This window comes from Mesorhizobium sp. M1403 (assembly GCF_040317695.1).
GTDB lineage: Bacteria > Pseudomonadota > Alphaproteobacteria > Rhizobiales > Rhizobiaceae > Mesorhizobium.
The window spans coordinates 142,829-159,923 of sequence record NZ_JAMYKY010000014.1; the positions used below are offsets into that span (position 1 = coordinate 142,829).

At 63.3% G+C, this 17,095-nt stretch carries 18 protein-coding genes; 12 read left to right on the plus strand and 6 right to left on the minus strand.

Features of this window, described 5'->3' with window-relative positions; all coding sequences use genetic code 11:
• Positions 1 to 3: 3 nt before the first annotated feature.
• Together NKH01_RS21895 and rarD are read left to right on the plus strand one after the other, a co-directional pair.
• Complete coding sequence (locus tag NKH01_RS21895) at positions 4 to 543, plus strand: hypothetical protein (RefSeq protein ID WP_353022332.1); 540 nt, start codon at positions 4 to 6, stop codon at positions 541 to 543.
• Between the two features lie 127 nt (positions 544 to 670).
• Positions 671 to 1,603, plus strand: a complete 933-nt coding sequence (gene rarD / locus NKH01_RS21900; RefSeq protein ID WP_353022334.1) for an EamA family transporter RarD — start codon at positions 671 to 673, stop codon at positions 1,601 to 1,603.
• A 54-nt stretch (positions 1,604 to 1,657) separates the two neighbouring features.
• Here rarD and NKH01_RS21905 read toward each other — a convergent pair whose 3' ends face one another.
• On the minus strand, positions 1,658 to 1,948 hold the full coding sequence (locus tag NKH01_RS21905; RefSeq protein WP_023719855.1) for a muconolactone Delta-isomerase family protein: 291 nt from the start codon (positions 1,946 to 1,948) through the stop codon (positions 1,658 to 1,660).
• Positions 1,949 to 2,066: 118 nt separating this feature from the next.
• Between NKH01_RS21905 and NKH01_RS21910 the strand changes: the two genes are divergently transcribed.
• The gene (locus NKH01_RS21910; RefSeq protein WP_352481839.1) at positions 2,067 to 2,984 is read left to right on the plus strand and encodes a LysR family transcriptional regulator; all 918 of its coding nucleotides are present in this window, start codon (positions 2,067 to 2,069) and stop codon (positions 2,982 to 2,984) included.
• Positions 2,985 to 3,047: 63 nt separating this feature from the next.
• Here NKH01_RS21910 and NKH01_RS21915 read toward each other — a convergent pair whose 3' ends face one another.
• Complete coding sequence (locus NKH01_RS21915) at positions 3,048 to 3,659, minus strand: LOG family protein (protein WP_023719853.1); 612 nt, start codon at positions 3,657 to 3,659, stop codon at positions 3,048 to 3,050.
• Positions 3,660 to 3,773: 114 nt separating this feature from the next.
• Between NKH01_RS21915 and NKH01_RS21920 the strand changes: the two genes are divergently transcribed.
• The 4 genes from NKH01_RS21920 to NKH01_RS21935 all read left to right on the plus strand — a co-directional run bounded on the left by NKH01_RS21920 (position 3,774) and on the right by NKH01_RS21935 (position 8,046).
• Positions 3,774 to 5,252 (plus strand): LysM peptidoglycan-binding domain-containing protein, encoded by a 1,479-nt coding sequence (locus NKH01_RS21920; RefSeq protein WP_353022336.1) that lies wholly within the window; start codon positions 3,774 to 3,776, stop codon positions 5,250 to 5,252.
• Between the two features lie 60 nt (positions 5,253 to 5,312).
• Positions 5,313 to 5,702 carry an ArsR/SmtB family transcription factor gene (locus NKH01_RS21925; protein WP_353022338.1) on the plus strand — a complete coding sequence of 130 codons (390 nt, stop codon included), beginning with the start codon at positions 5,313 to 5,315 and terminating at the stop codon, positions 5,700 to 5,702.
• A gap of 21 nt (positions 5,703 to 5,723) precedes the next feature.
• Positions 5,724 to 7,610 carry an ABCB family ABC transporter ATP-binding protein/permease gene (locus tag NKH01_RS21930; protein ID WP_353022340.1) on the plus strand — a complete coding sequence of 629 codons (1,887 nt, stop codon included), beginning with the start codon at positions 5,724 to 5,726 and terminating at the stop codon, positions 7,608 to 7,610.
• An 88-nt stretch (positions 7,611 to 7,698) separates the two neighbouring features.
• Positions 7,699 to 8,046 carry a hypothetical protein gene (locus NKH01_RS21935; RefSeq protein ID WP_023719849.1) on the plus strand — a complete coding sequence of 116 codons (348 nt, stop codon included), beginning with the start codon at positions 7,699 to 7,701 and terminating at the stop codon, positions 8,044 to 8,046.
• A gap of 5 nt (positions 8,047 to 8,051) precedes the next feature.
• Here the strand turns inward: NKH01_RS21935 and NKH01_RS21940 are convergent, their stop codons facing one another.
• Positions 8,052 to 8,918: an SMP-30/gluconolactonase/LRE family protein gene (locus NKH01_RS21940; RefSeq protein WP_352481832.1), complete on the minus strand. Its 867-nt coding sequence runs from the start codon at positions 8,916 to 8,918 to the stop codon at positions 8,052 to 8,054.
• Positions 8,919 to 9,183: 265 nt separating this feature from the next.
• On the opposite strand from NKH01_RS21940, the gene NKH01_RS21945 reads away from it, so the two are divergent.
• From NKH01_RS21945 to NKH01_RS21955, 3 genes are all read left to right on the plus strand, one after another.
• Entirely contained in the window at positions 9,184 to 9,882 is a 699-nt protein-coding gene (locus tag NKH01_RS21945) for a phosphatidylserine decarboxylase (RefSeq protein WP_023719847.1), read from the plus strand.
• A gap of 3 nt (positions 9,883 to 9,885) precedes the next feature.
• On the plus strand, positions 9,886 to 10,701 hold the full coding sequence (locus NKH01_RS21950; RefSeq protein WP_023719846.1) for a CDP-alcohol phosphatidyltransferase family protein: 816 nt from the start codon (positions 9,886 to 9,888) through the stop codon (positions 10,699 to 10,701).
• A gap of 174 nt (positions 10,702 to 10,875) precedes the next feature.
• Positions 10,876 to 11,139 carry a hypothetical protein gene (locus NKH01_RS21955; protein WP_023719845.1) on the plus strand — a complete coding sequence of 88 codons (264 nt, stop codon included), beginning with the start codon at positions 10,876 to 10,878 and terminating at the stop codon, positions 11,137 to 11,139.
• Positions 11,140 to 11,163: 24 nt separating this feature from the next.
• On the opposite strand, the gene NKH01_RS21960 is transcribed toward NKH01_RS21955, so the two are convergent.
• Positions 11,164 to 13,386, minus strand: a complete 2,223-nt coding sequence (locus NKH01_RS21960) for an AMP-binding protein (protein WP_353022344.1) — start codon at positions 13,384 to 13,386, stop codon at positions 11,164 to 11,166.
• Positions 13,387 to 13,535: 149 nt separating this feature from the next.
• A complete protein-coding gene (locus tag NKH01_RS21965) occupies positions 13,536 to 13,943 on the minus strand; it encodes a tautomerase family protein (protein ID WP_352481829.1) in 408 nt (135 codons plus the stop codon).
• 114 nt (positions 13,944 to 14,057) lie between these two features.
• On the opposite strand from NKH01_RS21965, the gene NKH01_RS21970 reads away from it, so the two are divergent.
• On the plus strand, positions 14,058 to 14,912 hold the full coding sequence (locus NKH01_RS21970) for a LysR substrate-binding domain-containing protein (RefSeq protein WP_353022346.1): 855 nt from the start codon (positions 14,058 to 14,060) through the stop codon (positions 14,910 to 14,912).
• Positions 14,913 to 15,111: 199 nt separating this feature from the next.
• Here NKH01_RS21970 and NKH01_RS21975 read toward each other — a convergent pair whose 3' ends face one another.
• Positions 15,112 to 16,002: a DMT family transporter gene (locus tag NKH01_RS21975; protein ID WP_353022348.1), complete on the minus strand. Its 891-nt coding sequence runs from the start codon at positions 16,000 to 16,002 to the stop codon at positions 15,112 to 15,114.
• 343 nt (positions 16,003 to 16,345) lie between these two features.
• Here NKH01_RS21975 and NKH01_RS21980 point away from each other — a divergent pair, with 343 nt between their 5' ends.
• On the plus strand, positions 16,346 to 16,852 hold the full coding sequence (locus NKH01_RS21980) for an OsmC family protein (protein WP_023719841.1): 507 nt from the start codon (positions 16,346 to 16,348) through the stop codon (positions 16,850 to 16,852).
• Positions 16,853 to 17,095 lie beyond the last annotated feature (243 nt).

Below are 17,095 nucleotides of genomic sequence, written 5' to 3' on the forward strand. Positions count from 1 at the left end.
GAGATGGGCTTCACGATAAGCTGGGTCGCATTCAATGGTCTGCCACTCGCGAAGGCAGCGCTGGCTTTCGGTCTGGCTCAGAGCGGACAATCGGACGAGGTTTTTGATTTTGACTACAATGGCGTGACGGTTGGTCAAAATTGGTCTGTCGTCATTTTTAACGACGTGAACATGGACCTGGTGGACGAGAAGCGCCTGGCTAACCTTTCGACGGGCAGGGACATTGTCGTCGTTCACAATATCGATACGGTCATGCTGCAATGGGCCGAACAGTGGCGCGACGGGCACGAAGTCTGGAGCATACGACACACCAGCGCAGACGGTGCGCGCAACCTGGAAGCGACAGGAAACCTTCTATCCTGTTTCGAGGAGATCCGCCGCGAGCGCTTCGCAGATCAGGATCGCGAGGACGCAGGTGCTGCCGCCATAGACTTTATCGCAGATATTCCGATCGAGGTGGCAGGATGCGTGACGGGCTTTCGTCACGACACCGTTGGAGCGGAATTCATCGAATTGGTGCCTGCGCCCGGCGAGACCAAATGACTGCGGCCTTCGCGCATTTCAATGAACTGGTGAAAACTCCGGGTTCTTGAACCATCAGCGAGACTCCATTGATCCATCAGAACTTTGCGATGGTCTTGCCGGGGCCGCTGGCGCATAGCCTTGGGCAATGGCTACCCAAGCACTTCAAATCGAGCCCGATACCAAAGCTCGTCGCGGCTTCTTGCTGGCGCTCGGCGCCTACCTGCTTTGGGGGCTGCTGCCCTTCTACATGAAGGCTGTCGCGCATCTGCCGCTGGCCGAAGTCATCGCCCACCGCATCGTCTGGTCGGTGCCGATCGCGGCCGCCGTCCTGGTCTGGGCGGGCCGCACTGCCGATTTCAAAGCGGCCGTTCGTTCGCCGCGCATCATTTCGATGGCGCTGCTGACGGCGGCGCTGATCTCGGTCAACTGGGGCATCTATGTCTGGGCGATCGCGGTCGACCGCACGATCGAGACCGCGCTTGGCTATTACATCAACCCGCTGGTCAGCGTCGTTGTCGGCGCGCTGCTGCTCGGCGAACGGCTCGACCGCCTGCAGATCGCGGCGGTGGTGCTCGCGGCAATCGCCGTCGCGGTGCTAACCATCGACGCTGGCAAGCTGCCCTGGGTGTCGCTGGTGCTGGCCTTTTCCTTTGCCGCCTATGGCTTCTTCCGCAAGACGCTGCCAATTGGTCCAAGCCAGGGCTTCCTGCTCGAAGTGCTGCTACTGTCGGTGCCGGCGCTCGGCTACATCGTCTTCCTGATCGCCACAGGACAGGATCATTTCGTCTCCAGCTCCTTGAACGACACCGCCTTGCTGGTCGGCTGCGGACCGGTCACCGCCGTGCCGCTGCTGTTGTTTGCGTTCGGCGCCAGGCTGCTGCGCCTCTCCACCATCGGCATCATGCAATATATCGCGCCGACAATCGTCTTTTTGATCGCGGTGCTGATTTTCGGCGAACCCTTCGGCAGCGTTCAGGCCATCGCCTTCGGCCTGATCTGGGCGGCGCTGGCGATGTACTCCTGGTCGATGTTTTCTTCGGCGCGCAAGACCGTCGCCGCATCCGCTCGATCCGCGTAACGAAGAAAGGCGGCTGGCGGGCCTAATGCCGGCAGCCGCCTCTTTCACGGTCGCTCAGCGCTTCGGCCCGAAGCCTGGATAGGGCTGCAGCGGCACGACGGCGGCAATGTCCATCATGCCGGCCTTGACCAGCGGCAAGGTTGCGAGATGGCTGCGCACGTCGGCATCGCTGCCGGCCTCGAACATCATGCCGCTGCCGGGAATGTCGCCTCGATTCCACACCTGACGCACGGCGCCTTCGGCATAGAGCGTGCGGCGCTGCTCGGCCTCGCCGGGCAGCAGAGGCGCGAAATCGGCGTCGGTGAACTTTTCGGTGTTGCGCACAAGAAGGGCAAAGAACTGCATCGGAATCTCCTGATGTTGGCCGTTGGAATGGCGAAAATATTCGCTTCGGCTGGCCAGACAGTCCAAGACTGATTAGGCTAAAGTTGAGACCTCACGGGACTTGAGCATCGGAGCAACAATGTTCGACCTGCGCCAGCTCCGCTATTTCATCACGGTGGCCGAAACCGGCAATGTCGGGCGTGCCGCCGAATTGCTCCACATCTCGCAGTCGCCGCTCAGCCGCCAGATCATGCAGCTGGAGCAGCAACTGGGCATCACATTATTCGAGAGGGCGAGGCAGCGTGTTCATCTCAATCCCGAAGGCCGCGCCTTTCTTACCGAGGCGCGTGCGCTGCTGGCCCATGCAAGACGGCTGGAGGAGCTCGGCCGCAATCTCGCCAGCGGTACGGTCGGCCGTCTCGCCATCGGCTATGTCGAAGGTGCGGTCCATGCCGGGCTTGTCGCTCGGATGCTGCGCCAGTTTCGCCGCGACCGGCCCGAATTTCATCTTCAACTGAAGGGCCAGCGTTCCGCCGCGCAGATCGAAGCGCTGCGCGAACGATCGCTCGATCTGGGCCTCGTCTACACGCCTCCTTCTGCCGACGATCCCGACATCGCCGCCTTGCTCATCATGCGCGAGCCTCTGGTTCTGGCGATGCCGGAAAGCGATCCATTGGCCGAAATCGCGGAGATACTGCCGCAGCAACTGGACGGACGCACCTGGATCACGGTGGTGCGCCAGCCTGACGACACCAACCGCAGCCAATTTCTCGCCGCCTGTGCGAAGGCCGGTTTCCTGCCCGACATAGCCTATGAGACGACCGATCCGTTGACGTCGTTGGGCTTGGTCAGCGCCGGGCTTGGGCTGGCGACGGTGCAGGCCAGCCTGCGGAGTGCCGCGCCGCCTCAGATCGTGTTTCGCGATCTGCCGTGGTTCGAACGCACCGTCTCGATCCATCTCGCCTGGCGACGTCAGGACAAGCGGGCGGTCATCGCGGACTTAAGGAAGGCAGTAGGGAAGGAGTTAATGAAGGAGTTAATAGTGAATAGTGAATAGTAAGGTACAACACCTTCCGAACCGGCGCGCGTGTCTATCCCTACTCCCTACTCCCTACTCACTCTACATTTTATCAATCACCGACTGCACGCCCTCCGTCGGTGCATCGACGGAGGATCCCGCCACCATGATGGCGGCTACGATCGCTTCCGGGTCCTCGACCACTAGCGGCTTGACCCGCTGCGCGGTGTGGATGAAGCCTTCCGTTGCCATGTGGTCGAGCAGCGCCAGCATCGGATCCCAGAACCCTCCGACGTTGCCGAAGACGATCGGCTTGCGATGATGTCCGAGCTGCGCCCAAGTCATGATCTCGACGATCTCCTCGACGGTGCCGATGCCGCCGGGCAACGCCACAAAGGCGTCGGATTTCTCGAACATCCTGTGTTTGCGCTCGTGCATGTTGTCGGTGATGACGAGCTCGTCGAGCCGGTCAAGCGCGGTTTCGGTCGCCTCCCGGTTGATCAGAAAACGTGGAATTATGCCCGTTACCTTGCCGCCGGCCTTTAATGCCCCTTCAGCGACGGCACCCATGATACCTTTAGTGCCGCCGCCATAAATCAGACGCAGGCCGGACTTGGCGATCGAGCGGCCAAGCAGGTGTCCGGCCTTGATATAGGTTTCATCTCGGCCCGGGGACGAGCCGCAATAGACGCAGACAGATCGAATCGTGTTCATGTTATGATTGGTGATAGGGACTATTGGCATGGTCAAGCCCCGGAGCGGGCTTTTTCTTGTCGGCTTTGGCAAAACAGGCTAGACCGAAATTAGGTGGCTAAGGGGCAGGGAAGCATGGCAATTAATCCATTGAAGGCGTTTTTGTTCGCGGCTGGCGGCTCCGTCGCTGCGGCGGGAACCGCCTATGTATCGGGCGCACTCGACCCGTATCTCAATTCCACCCCGCCTGCGGAGGTCGCGGCGCCGCCGGCTTCGAAACCGGTCGCTCCGGCAACCGAGGGGCGGCTGCCGTCTGCGCCCGCCGCGTCCACCGATGCGGCGACGCCCGCCGCGCCGGCCGCTGCAGGTGCGATCGTGCCGACCTTCGACATCGTGCGCGTCGAAAGCAACGGCTCGATCGTCGTCGCCGGCAATGCAGCGCCCAACGCCAAGGTCGAGATTCTCAACGGTTCGACTGTGCTCGGCTCGACGATCGCCGGTCCCGACGGCGCCTTTGCCATTATTCTCGACGATCCGCTGAAGCCCGGCGACTATACGATCACGCTTCGCTCTACGGCCGACAATGTCGTGACCGCCTCGGCGCAGACCGCCGTCGTTTCGATTCCCCAGAATTCCACCGGTCAAGTGCTGGCAATGGTCGAGGAGCCGGGCAAGCCGTCCGAACTGCTCACTGTTCCTGCCCCTGAGGCAAAATCTGACGCCTCGCCGCCAACCGGCGAACAGGCGGCCGTTCAGCGACCCGCCACCGGCACCGAATTGCCGCCTGCCGCAGCGCCGGCGCCGATCGCTCCGGCGGCTGATGTTCCAGCAGCGCCTGCCGCGCCGGCCGCTGTTGAAGCCGCGCCGGCTCCGGCAGCGCCCGCCACACCGGCAGCGCCTGTTGCTCCCGCGGCAGAGCCCAAGATTGTCGTCGAAGCCGTCGAAATCGACGGCAACAAGATTTTCGTTGCCGGCCTCGCCGATCCCGGCCGCAAGGTACGCGCCTATGCCAACGATATCCTGCTCGGCGACGCGAAGACCTCGCCCGACCGCCACTTCCTGGTCGAAGCGACACGCGACATCCCGGTCGGCACCTACACCATCCATGTCGACGCACTCGACGCCGACGGCGTGACGGTGGTGGCTCGTGCCGCCGTGCCGTTCGAACGCGAGCCGGGCGAGGCGGTTGCTGCCGTCGCGCCGGCCGCGCCAAAGCCTGCGGAGATAAAACCAGCCGAGCCGAATGTTCCAGCGACCGAAGCCGCGCCGACGCCCCCTGCGGCCCCCACCCCTGCCACCGAGGCCCCGGCCAAAATGGCCGTCGCGACGCCTCCGGGCGACACTCCCGAGACCGTGGCCCCTAAGCTCGAACATGCCGATGGCGCAGTCATTATCCGCCGCCATGACACGCTGTGGCGGATTTCGCGGCGGGTCTATGGCCAGGGCATGCGCTACTCGACCATCTATCTCGCCAACCAGGACCAGATCAGCAATCCGAACCGCATCTGGCCGGGGCAGGTGTTCAAGGTGCCGGAGAAATCGAAAGAAGGCGAGCCCGCCGATCTCAAGGCAATGGGCGACCAGATGACGACGGCACCAGTCAAGACCGAGTAGCCGTTCTGCCCATCAGGATAGCTTGCGGCAGGGCCAGTCATCGTTTATCGCCGATGGACGATGACCGAATCCCCCCTCGTAACGGACCGACGCCGCGCGGCAGATGAACGCGCGCCGGCCAACTGCACGCCGGCCAACTGCACGCCGGCCAACTGTACGCCGGATAGCCGCGCTGTCGCTGTCCGGCTCGCGGCCCTTTCGCATCCGGCGCGGATCGAAATTCTCAAACACCTTTCCGCCAGCCGTTCCTGCTGCTGTCGCGAGGTCGTCGAGCATCTCGACCTGGCGCAGTCCACCGTTTCCCAGCATTTGAAGATTCTGGTCGAAGCCGGGCTTATCCGCTTCGAGCCTGACCGCCAGCGCTCGCGCTATGAGCTCGACCGTGCTGCGCTCGCCGATGTTTCCGCGTCGCTGGCCGCGCTGGTCGATTCCTGCTGCTCCGGCCCCTAAGATATAAAAAGGTAAACAAGAATGGCCGAGAAAACCGTTTCCGCCGATTCCGGCTCGACCTTCAGAACGTTGCGCAATCTCTGGCCCTATATGTGGCCGGCCGACCGCGCCGACCTGAGGGCGCGGGTGGTGTGGGCAACCGTGCTGCTGGTTGCCGCCAAGCTGACCCTGGTGGCCGGACCCTATTTCTTCAAATGGGCGACCGACGCACTGGCCGGCGACGCCAAATCTCCGCCGCCGCTGCCGGCCTTCCTGCTGGCGCCGGTCATGCTGGTCGTCGCCTACAATGCCGTGCGGCTGGTGCAGCTCGGCTTCAACCAGTTGCGCGACGCCCTGTTTGCACGGGTCGGCCAGCATGCCGTGCGCCGGCTCGCCTTCCGCACCTTCGTACACATGCATGAATTGTCACTGCGCTTCCACCTCGAACGGCGCACCGGCGGCCTGTCGCGTGTCATCGAGCGCGGCACCAAGGGCATCGAGACGATCGTCCGCTTCACCATGCTGGCGACGGCGCCGACGATTGTCGAATTCGCGCTCACCGCCGGCATCTTCGCCGTCACCTATGGCTGGCTTTACGTGCTGGTGATCGCGGTCACGGTCTGGCTCTATGTCTGGTTCACCGTCAGGGCGAGCGATTGGCGTATTTCGATCCGCCGAGAGATGAACGACAGCGATAATGAAGCCAGCACGAAGGCGATCGATTCGCTGCTTAACTACGAAACAGTCAAATATTTCAACAACGAAGCCATGGAGGCCGAGCGCTTCGACCGTTCCACGGCGCGCTATGAGGTGGCGGCGACCAGGACCTGGACCTCGCTTGGCTGGCTGAACTTCGGCCAAGGCGTGATCTTCGGCATCGGCATGACCGTCGTCATGGTGCTGTCGGCGCTCGAGGTGAAGGCAGGCACGCAGAGCGTCGGCGATTTCGTCTTCGTCAACGCCATGCTCATGCAGCTTTCGGTGCCGCTGAATTTCATCGGCATGATCTACCGCGAAATTCGCCAGGGCCTGACCGACATCGAAAACATGTTCGATCTGCTCGACGTCAAGCGCGAGATCGTCGATCGGCCGGGCGCCAAGCCACTGGTCGTCGATGCCGGCAAGGTCGAGTTCCGTGACGTGCATTTTTCCTACGACCCCAACCGCAAGATCCTGAAGGGCATCAGCTTCGAGGTGCCGGCCGGCAAGACGGTGGCCATCGTCGGCCCCTCCGGAGCCGGAAAGTCGACCATTTCGCGGCTTTTGTTTCGTTTCTACGACATTCAGCGCGGCAAGATTCTGATCGACGGCCAGGACATTCGCGACGTCAAGCAGGAGAGCTTGCGCGCCGCCATCGGCATGGTGCCGCAGGACACGGTGCTGTTTAACGACACCATCGCCTACAACATCCGCTACGGCCGCATCGGCGCCAGCGAGGAGGATGTGCGCAAGGCGGCAGAACTGGCCCAGATCGGACCGTTCATCGAGCGGCTGCCCGACGGCTATCGCTCAATGGTGGGCGAGCGCGGGCTGAAACTGTCCGGCGGCGAGAAGCAGCGGGTGGCGATTGCCCGCACCATCTTGAAGGCACCGCCGATCCTGATGCTCGACGAGGCGACCTCGGCGCTGGACAGCCACACCGAGCAGGAGATCCAGGCGGCACTGGACCTGGTCAGCCAGGGCCGCACCACCCTCGTCATCGCCCATCGACTGTCTACAGTGATTTCGGCCGACGAGATCATCGTCCTGCAGGACGGCCAGATCGCCGAGCGCGGCACCCATGCCGCCTTGATGGCCAAGCGCGGCCTTTATGCATCGATGTGGGACCGGCAGCGCGAGGCAAGCGAGGCCGAGGAGCGGCTGCGCATTGCCCGCGAAAGCGACGAGTTCGGCGTCGTCGTCCGCCGCCGCACCTCGGAGGTGAGCTGAAATTCGTGCTTGACCTCAACTTAAGTTGAGATCGTAGGCCGTTTTGGATCGCAGCAAGATGCGTCGTTCAAAAACGGAGACAATCGATATGAATGGGATAAATCAGGCAGTTAGTGGCGGCAGCGTATTCCGGGTGGACAAGTTTGTCGTTCCGGCCAACGCTCGCGAGGAGATTCTTGCCAAGGTCCGGATGACGCATGAATTGCTGCGCCAGCAGCAAGGGTTCGTCCAGGATTTCCTGCTCGAGCAATTCTCGGGGCCAGGGGAGTTCAACCTCGTGACCATTGTCGAATGGGAAGGGCAGGCCGCTGTCGATAAGGTCGTGCCGATCATCAAGGCCGCGCATGAGCGCATCGGCTTCAATCCTCAGGAGACCATTGCGCGACTTGGCGTCAGGGCCGATATCGCTAATTACCAGCGGATTCCCGCGGTGTAAGCTCTCTATGGCCAGCCTGCTCCCGGCGCGGTAGCCTCGATGCTGAGCACCTGGCCGGTACGGGCATCGCTGATCATATGTTCGAAGCCGCGCCATTCGGCGGCCACGATGAACAGCGTTTTTCCCTCGCTGCCGCCGAGCATGCAGGCAAAACAGCCGCGATCGACATCGACGCTTTCGAGCATTGTGCCGCCCTCGCGCACCCGCACGCAATGCCTGTTCGGAACGTCGGCGTACCAGGCGGCACCTTCGGCATCGAGGCAGATGCCGTCGGGAAAACCGTTGCCAAGATTGGCCCAGACTCTCCGATTGGAAAGGTGGCCATCGGCAGCGATGTCGAAGGCGGTCAGCCGGTTGGCGTGGGATTCGGCAACGACAAGCGTCTTGTTGTCGGGCGTCACTGCCATGCCATTGGCGAAGGCGAGATTCTCAGCCACCTGCCGAGCCGAGCCGTCAGGTGCAACCAGCACGATGGTGCCGGGGCCGAAATGCTGGCCGGAAGCCGGAGCCGGCCCACCACCATTGACGTAGATGTTGCCGCGCCCGTCGACGACGATCTCGTTCCATGGACTCTTCGACAGATGTCTCAGATCGGCATGGGTGACTAATGTCCCGTCAGCCTCCTGCCTGAGGATCAGCCCTTCGCGGCCGGACACGACAAGCAGCCGCCCGTCCGGCAGCCAGTCGATGGAGTAGGGCAGGGTGGCCGGCACGATCAGCGCGATCTCGCTGTTGCCTAGGGCGTCAATGGCGATGATCTGGCCTGTGCCCCAGTTGCAGAACCACAGCCGGCCATCGTGCCAGCGAGGCGACTCGCCAAAGGCCAGACCGTTCATCACCACTTGCGCTTGCCTGGCTGCTGATTTCTGCATGGGCCGAGAACCTCCGGGTTTGCGCAAATCGTCACGGCCGAAAGGCCGATGAGAGGCGCTGTCTTGCCAAGGACGGGCGTGGGGGCTTCGTGCCGACAATCGCAATCAACATATTTCCGGTTGACCACTTCGGCAGTCCGGATGCTGCCAAGGACGCCCCTGAGGCGGCACGACCGCTAACACCCGACCGCCTGATTGTCGCGTTGCGGCGAAGGGGTGTTTCCGCTATTGAGGCCGGACTTGGAACCAAGGTTGCCCTCATCCCATGAGCCTCGTTGACACGATCAAAAATGCGTTCGTTCCGATCCATCGCGAGGGTTATCCCTTTATCGCTGCGTTCGGCGCGGCGACGCTTTTTCTTGGCTATTTCTCCTCGACCCTGTTCTGGATCGGTCTCATTCTGACCGCGTGGTGCGCTTATTTCTTCCGCGATCCCGAGCGTGTCACGCCGATCGACGACCGGCTGGTTGTCAGCCCGGCGGACGGCATCGTCTCGGCCGTCGGCCCGGCCGTGCCGCCGCGCGAGCTTGGCCTCGGCGGCGGCGAAATGACCCGCATCTCGGTATTCATGAATGTCTTTTCCTGCCACGTGAACCGCGCCCCGGTGCGTGGCCGCATTTCCAGGATCGAGCATCGGCCAGGAAAATTCCTCAACGCCGAACTCGACAAGGCAAGCACCGAGAACGAACGCAACGGGCTGGTCATAGAGAGCCCCAACGGCACGGTGGCTGCGGTGCAGATCGCCGGCCTGGTGGCGCGGCGGATCGTCTGCTGGGCCGAGACCGGCGGCGCCATCGGCACCGGCGAGCGCTTCGGGCTGATCCGCTTTGGCTCGCGCGTGGACGTATTCCTGCCCTCGACGGCGACGCCGCGCGTTGCCGTCGGCCAGACGGCGGTAGGCGGTGAGACGGTGCTGGCGGAATTCGGCGGCGTTGCCGCAACGCCGCTCGTGCGGATCTCCTGACCGGTGGCCCCGCCGTTCAAGAAATTCGAGGCGCATGGCGGCGGCGGCCCGCGCATCCGTGAAATCCCGATGCGCATGGTGCTGCCCAATCTGGTCACCGTGCTTGCCATCTGCGCCGGCCTGTCCGGCATCCGCTTCGGCTTCGAAGGCCGCTTCGAGCCGGCGGTGGTGATGGTACTGCTCGCCGCCTTCCTCGATGGTATCGACGGCCGCCTGGCGCGAATGCTGAAGGCGACCTCCAAATTCGGCGCCCAGATGGATTCGCTGGCCGATATCGTCAATTTCGGCGTGGCACCGGCGCTAGTGCTTTATGCCTTTCTGCTCGACAGGGCAGGTTCGCCGGGCTGGATCGCGGCGCTGCTGTTCACCATCGCCTGTGGGATGAGGCTTGCCCGCTTCAACGTGCTCGACGAAGAGCTCGACCGTCCGCAGTGGCAAACCGAATATTTCGTTGGCGTGCCGGCGCCGGCGGGTGCGGTGTTGGTGATGCTGCCGCTCTATCTGTTCTTCCTCAGGCTTGGGCTTGAACCCAGCCGCCTGGCGGCCTTCATTGCCACCGGCTTTACAATATTGGTGGCGTTCCTGCTGGTCAGCAGACTGCCCGTCTATTCCGGCAAGAGCGTCAGGATACCGGGCGACAGAGTGCTGCCGATCATCCTCGCAGTCGTCCTCTACGTCCTGCTTTTGATGACCTATCCCTGGTATACGCTGACGGCCTCGGTTGCCGGCTATTTGCTGTTTTTGCCATTCAGCGTGCGCGCCTATTCGAGACGCGCCAAGCGCGAAGGCGAGAAGGTGCCGTCCTCGGACATTGGCTGACAGATTTGGTGCCAATTTCGCACGCGGCGCTGTGGAACGCCCTTCAAAACCACGTTTTCGGAACTTGCTGGGCGCCTGACCGTTTGTGTCGGTAGGTCCGTTTGAGCGACTGCTCGTGATCGTCAACGTCGCGCAAGCTGCCGCTTCGGGCCCAGAACCATCGGAATACGAGAAATGGCTGTCATCCTCATTGGCGCATTACTGACTGTCGCCGGCCTCGTATATATGGCGGTTGCAGCCATCATGCGCGGGCGGCTCAGTGAGCCGGCCGCTGTCTCCACCGCGCCCGATAGCCCGAGGCCCAATCTCGCAACACCAGGTCCGACTCTGGAGCCGCGGCGGCGCGGGCTCCGTTTTCTCGGCTTGTCACAGAATTGGCCGGGCCTGCTGATGATGGCCGTCGGCGTCATTCTGCTGTTATCGGTAGTGGTCCTCTAGAGTTTTGAAAAGGCCTGGAAAACCTCAGGCGGCAGCGCTCAGTCCCAGCCTCTCGAGCGCCAGCTTTCTTGTCGAGACATAGTCGGTCTTGCCCGAGCCCAGCACCGGGATTTCCTCGACCTTGACGATGTCGTTCGGCACCATCAGTTCGGCCGCCCCGGCCTTCTTGCCGAATTCGCGCAATTCGTCGGGATTGGCACTGTCGGCGGTGGTGACCAGGACGAGGTGCTCGCCGCGCCGTCTGTCCGGCACCGCCACCACGGCGTGATGCTCTTCCGGCCACAGCGACTGCACCAGCATCTCGACCGCACCAAGCGATACCATCTCGCCGGCGATCTTGGCGAAGCGCTTGGCGCGGCCGCGAATGGTGATGAAGCCTTCGCGATCGACCGAGACGATATCGCCGGTGTCGTGCCAGCCTTCGAGCGGCTGTAGCTCGCCCGGCCTATCGGCGGTCATGTAGCCCATCATCAGGTTCGGCCCGTCGAGCCACAGCCGGCCGGCGTCGCTGATGCCTTCGACCGGTTCGAGTTTCATGCGCATGGCCGGCAGCAGCCGCCCGACCGTGCCGTCGCGACCGTGGATGGCGGTGTTGACGGCGACCACCGGTGCGGCCTCGGTCAAGCCAAAACCTTCGATGATCTCGGCCTGGAAGCGTTCGCGATAAACCCGGCGCGTCTCCGGCTTCACCGCCTCGGCACCGGCGACGACAAAGCGCAGGCTGGAAAAATCGCCGTCCTTGGCGGTGCGGGCATAGTTGGCGAGGAACGTGTCGGTGCCGAACATCACCGTTGGCCGGACCTTGCGCGCCACCTCCGGAATAAGCTTGTAGTGGAGCGGTGAGGGGTAGAGGAACAGTTTTACGCCGGTGACCAGCGGCAGGATGGTGCCACCGGTCAGGCCGAACGAGTGGAACACCGGCAGCACGTTGAGCAGGATGTCGACCGGCGAGATGGTGATGCGGGCTTCGGCCTGCATGGCATTGGCAAGAAGGTTCCGGTGCGACAGCACAACTGCCTTGGGTGTGCCTTCCGAGCCGGAGGTGAACAGAATCACGGCCGGCTTGGCTGCATTCTGGCGCTGCAACGGCCAGCGCCACAGCAAGGCGGCAGCGAGCTTGTCCAGCACGGTCACGCTTGCGCGAACATCCTCCAGCCACAGCAGTTTCGCTCCGCCCTTTTCCACCGCCTCGACTATGTCGGCGAGGTTGGCCTTTTCGACAAAGGCGCGTGAGGAGACCACGGTGCGGATCACCGCCGTGCGGATGGCGGCGGTGACGCTCGCTGGGCCGGCGGTATAGTTGATCATTGCTGCCACTCGCCCAGCCGACAAAACACCGACGAACGCCAGCACGAGGCCATTGGCGTTGGGCAGGAGCAGCCCAACCGCTTCGCTCGGCGCTGTCATTGCCTCGAAGCGGCGGCCCAAAACCCTGGCACCGATAAACATTTTCCGGTAGCTCAGCGCACCGCCGATGATGTCTTCGATAATTGGGTGCGAAGCGCCGACACGGTCGGCGGCGTCACGCATGGCAAGGAACAGCCCTCGGTCGAGATCACTGCCAAAAAGCCTGGCCTCGGCGAAGCGATCGAACAGCGCATTGGTATTGGAGGCCTGATTGGGGTTCCGCGCCACCAGCTCGGCGATGGTCATCGGCTCCAGCGCGCTGATCGACAGCTGCGGGAACCAGTGGCGCGGCGCCTTGTCTGCCGGCGTCAGCGACGCCGGCAGGCTGCGCGCGCCGGCAACGAAGATCGGCACGATGCGAGCGTCGGCCTGCATGGCGATACGGGTGATGGCGCGGAACAACCGAAACGACTTGACGTCGGGCTCGACCGCATTCGGCAGGTAAACGGCGAGCCGGCCCTTGCCCTTCAGCACCCGCACCAGTCTGCGGCTGACGAAGACATGCTCGGCGTTGAAGGCGATGGTGCGGCCAAGCTCGCGCCATGGTTCCAGCCAAGGCGATCTGGCCGAAGCCGGGTCGAGGATGTGCAGCGTGTCCTCCGGCAGCAGCGACAGCATCAGCGCCGGCTCGAGGCGCGACTGATGCCAGACGACGTAGATGATCGGGGCCGCCGACTTGCGGGCAATCTTGATGCGCTCGTCGTTGATGCGGTAGGCGAGCTTGAACGGCACGTAGAGCAGCGCCTGGCTCAAGCGCAGGCCGAGGCGGAACTTCTCCACCACGCCGATCAGCAGCCAGGCCGTGACAAGACCCGCAAGCAGCGCCAGTGTCAGGATCATCGCCGCATCTCCCAACAATCTCACGTCGCGGCTCTTCAGTGGCCGCTTCGGGTGAGAACCTAGCCGAAGTTGGATCAACGTCAATGCGGCTTCATTTTTCCGTCTCTCCTGCTATCAGTGGGCTCGGCTGCCTTCTCCACAAATCGCAGCTACGCCGCCTTCATCCTCCCGCTTATGAAGCGGAATTCCTGCGTCTTGCCGCCAAAGCCATACGCGGCCGCTGGCACTTCGTGCACGAGGGCATAGCTTTCCTCATGGATCTTGCCTAGCAGCCGGCCGAATGCGGCAAAAATTGCCTGGAGATAGGCCTCCAGTTCGAGCTTGGTGTTGGTGCCGTCGACGACCTTGATGTCGAGCCAAGCCGTGTTGGCGCCGTGCTGGGCCAGCGACTTGCCGCCGGCGAACCAGTGCTCGGGGTCGAGATAGGAAATCGCGACAGCTGTGATCGTCGCGTCCTTGCGCAGATGCGTGGCCGTCAGTTCGGTCACCTCCTTGGCAATAGCGGCGGACAAAGCGGCATCGGGCTTGCCGGTAACGCTGACATTGATGATCGGCATGTTTCTTCTCCTCGGTTTCAAGCGGTGTCTCTTCGCCGTCGAGAAAATCATGCCATCGTCCTTGCGTCAGAAAAATCGAATTGTTTTTGATAAATACTTTGATATTGTCGAACTATGCAGGCGCTCGATCCCGACCTCCTCAAAACTTTCCTCGCTTTCGTCGATAGCGGCTCGCTGGCGCAGGCTGCGTCGATCGTCGGCCGCTCGCCGTCGGCGGTGACCGCGCAGATGCAGCGGCTGGAGGATGTAGTCGGCGAACCGCTGCTGGTGCCGCAGGGGCGAGGGCGTGGCCTGACGCCGGCGGGCGAGGATCTGGTCGGCCACGCGCGGCGCATTCTTGCTGCGCACCGCGAGGCGTGGCTGGCCCTCAAAGGGGCGCATGCCGATGGGCGCGTCGCCATCGGCACGACGCAGGATTTCGCCGACAGCGGCTTGCCGCAGCTTCTCAGGGCCTTCGCTGTCAGCCATCCGCGCGTCAGGATCGAATTGCGCGTCGGCCGCTCCGCCGAACTGGCGCAGGCTTTGCAAGCCGGCACCCTTGATCTGGCCATTGCCATGCGACAGGCGCCGACGCGGGACGAAGTCGGCGTGCTCAAAGAGCCAATGATCTGGCTTTGCTCACAAAACGGCTTGGCCACCCGCCAAGAGGAATTGCCCTTGGCGCTGCTCGATCCCCATTGCGGGTTTCGCGATGCAGCGACCAGTGCACTGGTTGCGGCCGGCCGCCGCTATCGCATTGCTGCCGGCAGTGCCAGCCTTGCCGGCCTGCGTACGGCGGTACACGCTGGCATCGCTTTGACGTTGAGGACGGCGCGCTTCGCTCATTCCGGCATCGTCGAGGCGCCGCGCGATCTTGATCTGCCGCCGGTGCCGGTCGCCGAATTCGCCATCCGCTTGCGTGAGGATGCCGACCGGCCGGCGCAGGATCTGGCCGCGTTGTTCAGCGGCAACCTAGGCTTGGCCAGTTGAGTCAGCAAAGAAAAAGCCGACCTTGCGGTCGGCTTCTGAGTAGGACGGGCCGAGGGGTTTGGGGGGACTTGGGGGTGGCCCGTCGCAGCCATAATGCCTGAGCCCGATGATGGTTCCATGACGTTTCAAATTTATTTTCAGGCACGGATTTCTCGTGATCGGACCACCAACTCGCCCTCGGGCGTGGCGAGGATTTTGGTCATGCATCCGCTGCGCGCTGCCTGGCCATCAGCCAGTCGCGGCCGGCGTGAGCGAACACGGCGCAAAGCACGATTGCGCCGCCGACCATGCTGGCTGCCGGCGGGATTTCCGCCAGGAACAGGAAGGCGAACAGGATCGCGAATGGCACTTCGGCCGAACCCAGCAGTCCGGACTCGGCCGCCGGAATGAGCCGGGCGCCCTCCGTCCACAGGATCGAGGCAAGCGCGAACGAGGAGCCGAAGGTGGCTAGAAGCAATGCGTCCCTGGCCGACACGGCCAGCGGATCGGTGACGAACCAGCCGAGCACGAACAAAAGGAATGCCGACACCGCACCCGCCCACACCACCGGCGTATCGCGGAAGGTGCGCACCATGATCATGTAGAGGGCGCTGCCGATCGTCATCAGCAGCGCCAGCCCGTCCCCGAACAGATGGCCGGTGCCGAAGCCCGACCAGACCATGATCGCCACCCCGCATAGTGACACGGCAGCGGCAGCAAGCGTCTGCAGCCGGAACGGTTCGCGGACCAACAGGAGGGCCAGCAGCGCGGTGACGAAAGGGGCGGTGGCGTAGATGATGGCGACATTGGCGACAAAGGTGAACTTGAACGCCGAGATGAAGGCGATGCTGGCGAGCGCGCCCTCAATCGCCAGCAGCCAGCCGCGCCAGCCGAGCCGCAGGCTGCCGCGACCGCCGGAGCGCTGGCGACGCCATAGCACACAGAGGCTGATCAGGATCGAGCCGACGAAGCCGCGCCAGCAGGTAATCGTCAGCGGGTCGGAATGGATCGATTTGGTCAGCACGCCGGTGAGGCCGAAGACGGCCGCCGATGCCGAAACCAGGATGATGCCGAGGGTGCGTTCGCGGGCGCTTTCCACTGTGCCTGGCATATCCAGCGATTCCGTCATCTCACCAGCTTACGCTGCCCCGTCCTGACACCATAGTGTCAGCTTGATCGAGGCGTCATGCATCGAAACAGCAGACCGGCAGCCCCGGTGAACAGGCTGCCGGCGAAGCCCTTTCGCGGATTTCCAGGATGGCGATATCGGCCATATGTCCGGCGGCCTTACGAATGTGTTGCGAGAGTGGGTGTGAAGGCGTTGGATGCTCCCCGTATCGTCAGGCTATACGGGGCGAAGCCCTGCCAAGCGCTACGCCAGCGGGGACTTGCGTTTGGGGCAGCCGACACCGCCGTTAAGCAGCGAAGCCAGGCAACTATGGGAGCGAAATGAAATGGACGCGATCGCATTGAAGGCCATGCAGGCGCCGCTGAAGGAGGCCTATCGCGACGACGCCTCGCGCGCGCTGATTACTCTCCGCGCCAAAGGCTCGATCGACGACCAATCGATCGCCTGCAAGGTCGAGACAGGCAGGGCGATCGCCATTGCCGGGCTGCATCCGGCGACCGGCGGCACCGGGCTCGAACTCTGCTCCGGCGACATGCTGCTGGAGGCGCTGGTGGCTTGCGCCGGCGTCACGCTGAAGGCGGTGGCCACGGCGCTGGAATTCAAGCTTGGGGCCGCCACGGTGGAAGCCGAAGGCGATCTCGACTTTCGCGGCACGCTTGGCGTGGCGAGGGATGCGCCGGTTGGCTTCCGCGCCATCCGGCTGACATTCGGCCTCGACACCGACGAGCCGCAGGAGCGCATCGATGCGCTGATCAAGTTGACCGAGCGCTACTGCGTCGTGTTGCAGACCATCAGCCAGAAGCCGGAGCTGACGGTAAGCGCACGACGCTGATGCTGCCAATCTCTCCCCTTGAGGGGGAGATGCACGGCAGGGCAGAGGGGGTTGGTCCGACGGGGCTCGGCCTGCTGCGGCAGATGGAGGCTGGCGCTCCACGCGTGGCGACCCACTCTGGCCTGCCGGCTTTGCAAAAACTTGGCATCTCCCCTTGTGGACCTGTTGCGCAGTCATGAGCAAAAGCTTGCGGCGGCGGGGTTGCGGCGGTTGTTCGCTTGTTTGCGGGGGATTTGACGTCTT

Bases quoted from the DNA above. Each gene is read 5' to 3' on its own strand.
- NKH01_RS21895 (WP_353022332.1), top strand. From the start codon at position 4: ATGGGCTTCACGATAAGCTGGGTCGCATTCAATGGTCTGCCACTCGCG.
- rarD (WP_353022334.1), top strand. From the start codon at position 671: ATGGCTACCCAAGCACTTCAAATCGAGCCCGATACCAAAGCTCGTCGC.
- NKH01_RS21905 (WP_023719855.1), bottom strand. From the start codon at position 1,948: ATGCAGTTCTTTGCCCTTCTTGTGCGCAACACCGAAAAGTTCACCGAC.
- NKH01_RS21910 (WP_352481839.1), top strand. From the start codon at position 2,067: ATGTTCGACCTGCGCCAGCTCCGCTATTTCATCACGGTGGCCGAAACC.
- NKH01_RS21915 (WP_023719853.1), bottom strand. From the start codon at position 3,659: ATGAACACGATTCGATCTGTCTGCGTCTATTGCGGCTCGTCCCCGGGC.
- NKH01_RS21920 (WP_353022336.1), top strand. From the start codon at position 3,774: ATGGCAATTAATCCATTGAAGGCGTTTTTGTTCGCGGCTGGCGGCTCC.
- NKH01_RS21925 (WP_353022338.1), top strand. From the start codon at position 5,313: ATGACCGAATCCCCCCTCGTAACGGACCGACGCCGCGCGGCAGATGAA.
- NKH01_RS21930 (WP_353022340.1), top strand. From the start codon at position 5,724: ATGGCCGAGAAAACCGTTTCCGCCGATTCCGGCTCGACCTTCAGAACG.
- NKH01_RS21935 (WP_023719849.1), top strand. From the start codon at position 7,699: ATGAATGGGATAAATCAGGCAGTTAGTGGCGGCAGCGTATTCCGGGTG.
- NKH01_RS21940 (WP_352481832.1), bottom strand. From the start codon at position 8,918: ATGCAGAAATCAGCAGCCAGGCAAGCGCAAGTGGTGATGAACGGTCTG.
- NKH01_RS21945 (WP_023719847.1), top strand. From the start codon at position 9,184: ATGAGCCTCGTTGACACGATCAAAAATGCGTTCGTTCCGATCCATCGC.
- NKH01_RS21955 (WP_023719845.1), top strand. From the start codon at position 10,876: ATGGCTGTCATCCTCATTGGCGCATTACTGACTGTCGCCGGCCTCGTA.
- NKH01_RS21960 (WP_353022344.1), bottom strand. From the start codon at position 13,386: ATGATCCTGACACTGGCGCTGCTTGCGGGTCTTGTCACGGCCTGGCTG.
- NKH01_RS21965 (WP_352481829.1), bottom strand. From the start codon at position 13,943: ATGCCGATCATCAATGTCAGCGTTACCGGCAAGCCCGATGCCGCTTTG.
- NKH01_RS21970 (WP_353022346.1), top strand. From the start codon at position 14,058: ATGCAGGCGCTCGATCCCGACCTCCTCAAAACTTTCCTCGCTTTCGTC.
- NKH01_RS21975 (WP_353022348.1), bottom strand. From the start codon at position 16,002: ATGCCAGGCACAGTGGAAAGCGCCCGCGAACGCACCCTCGGCATCATC.
- NKH01_RS21980 (WP_023719841.1), top strand. From the start codon at position 16,346: ATGGACGCGATCGCATTGAAGGCCATGCAGGCGCCGCTGAAGGAGGCC.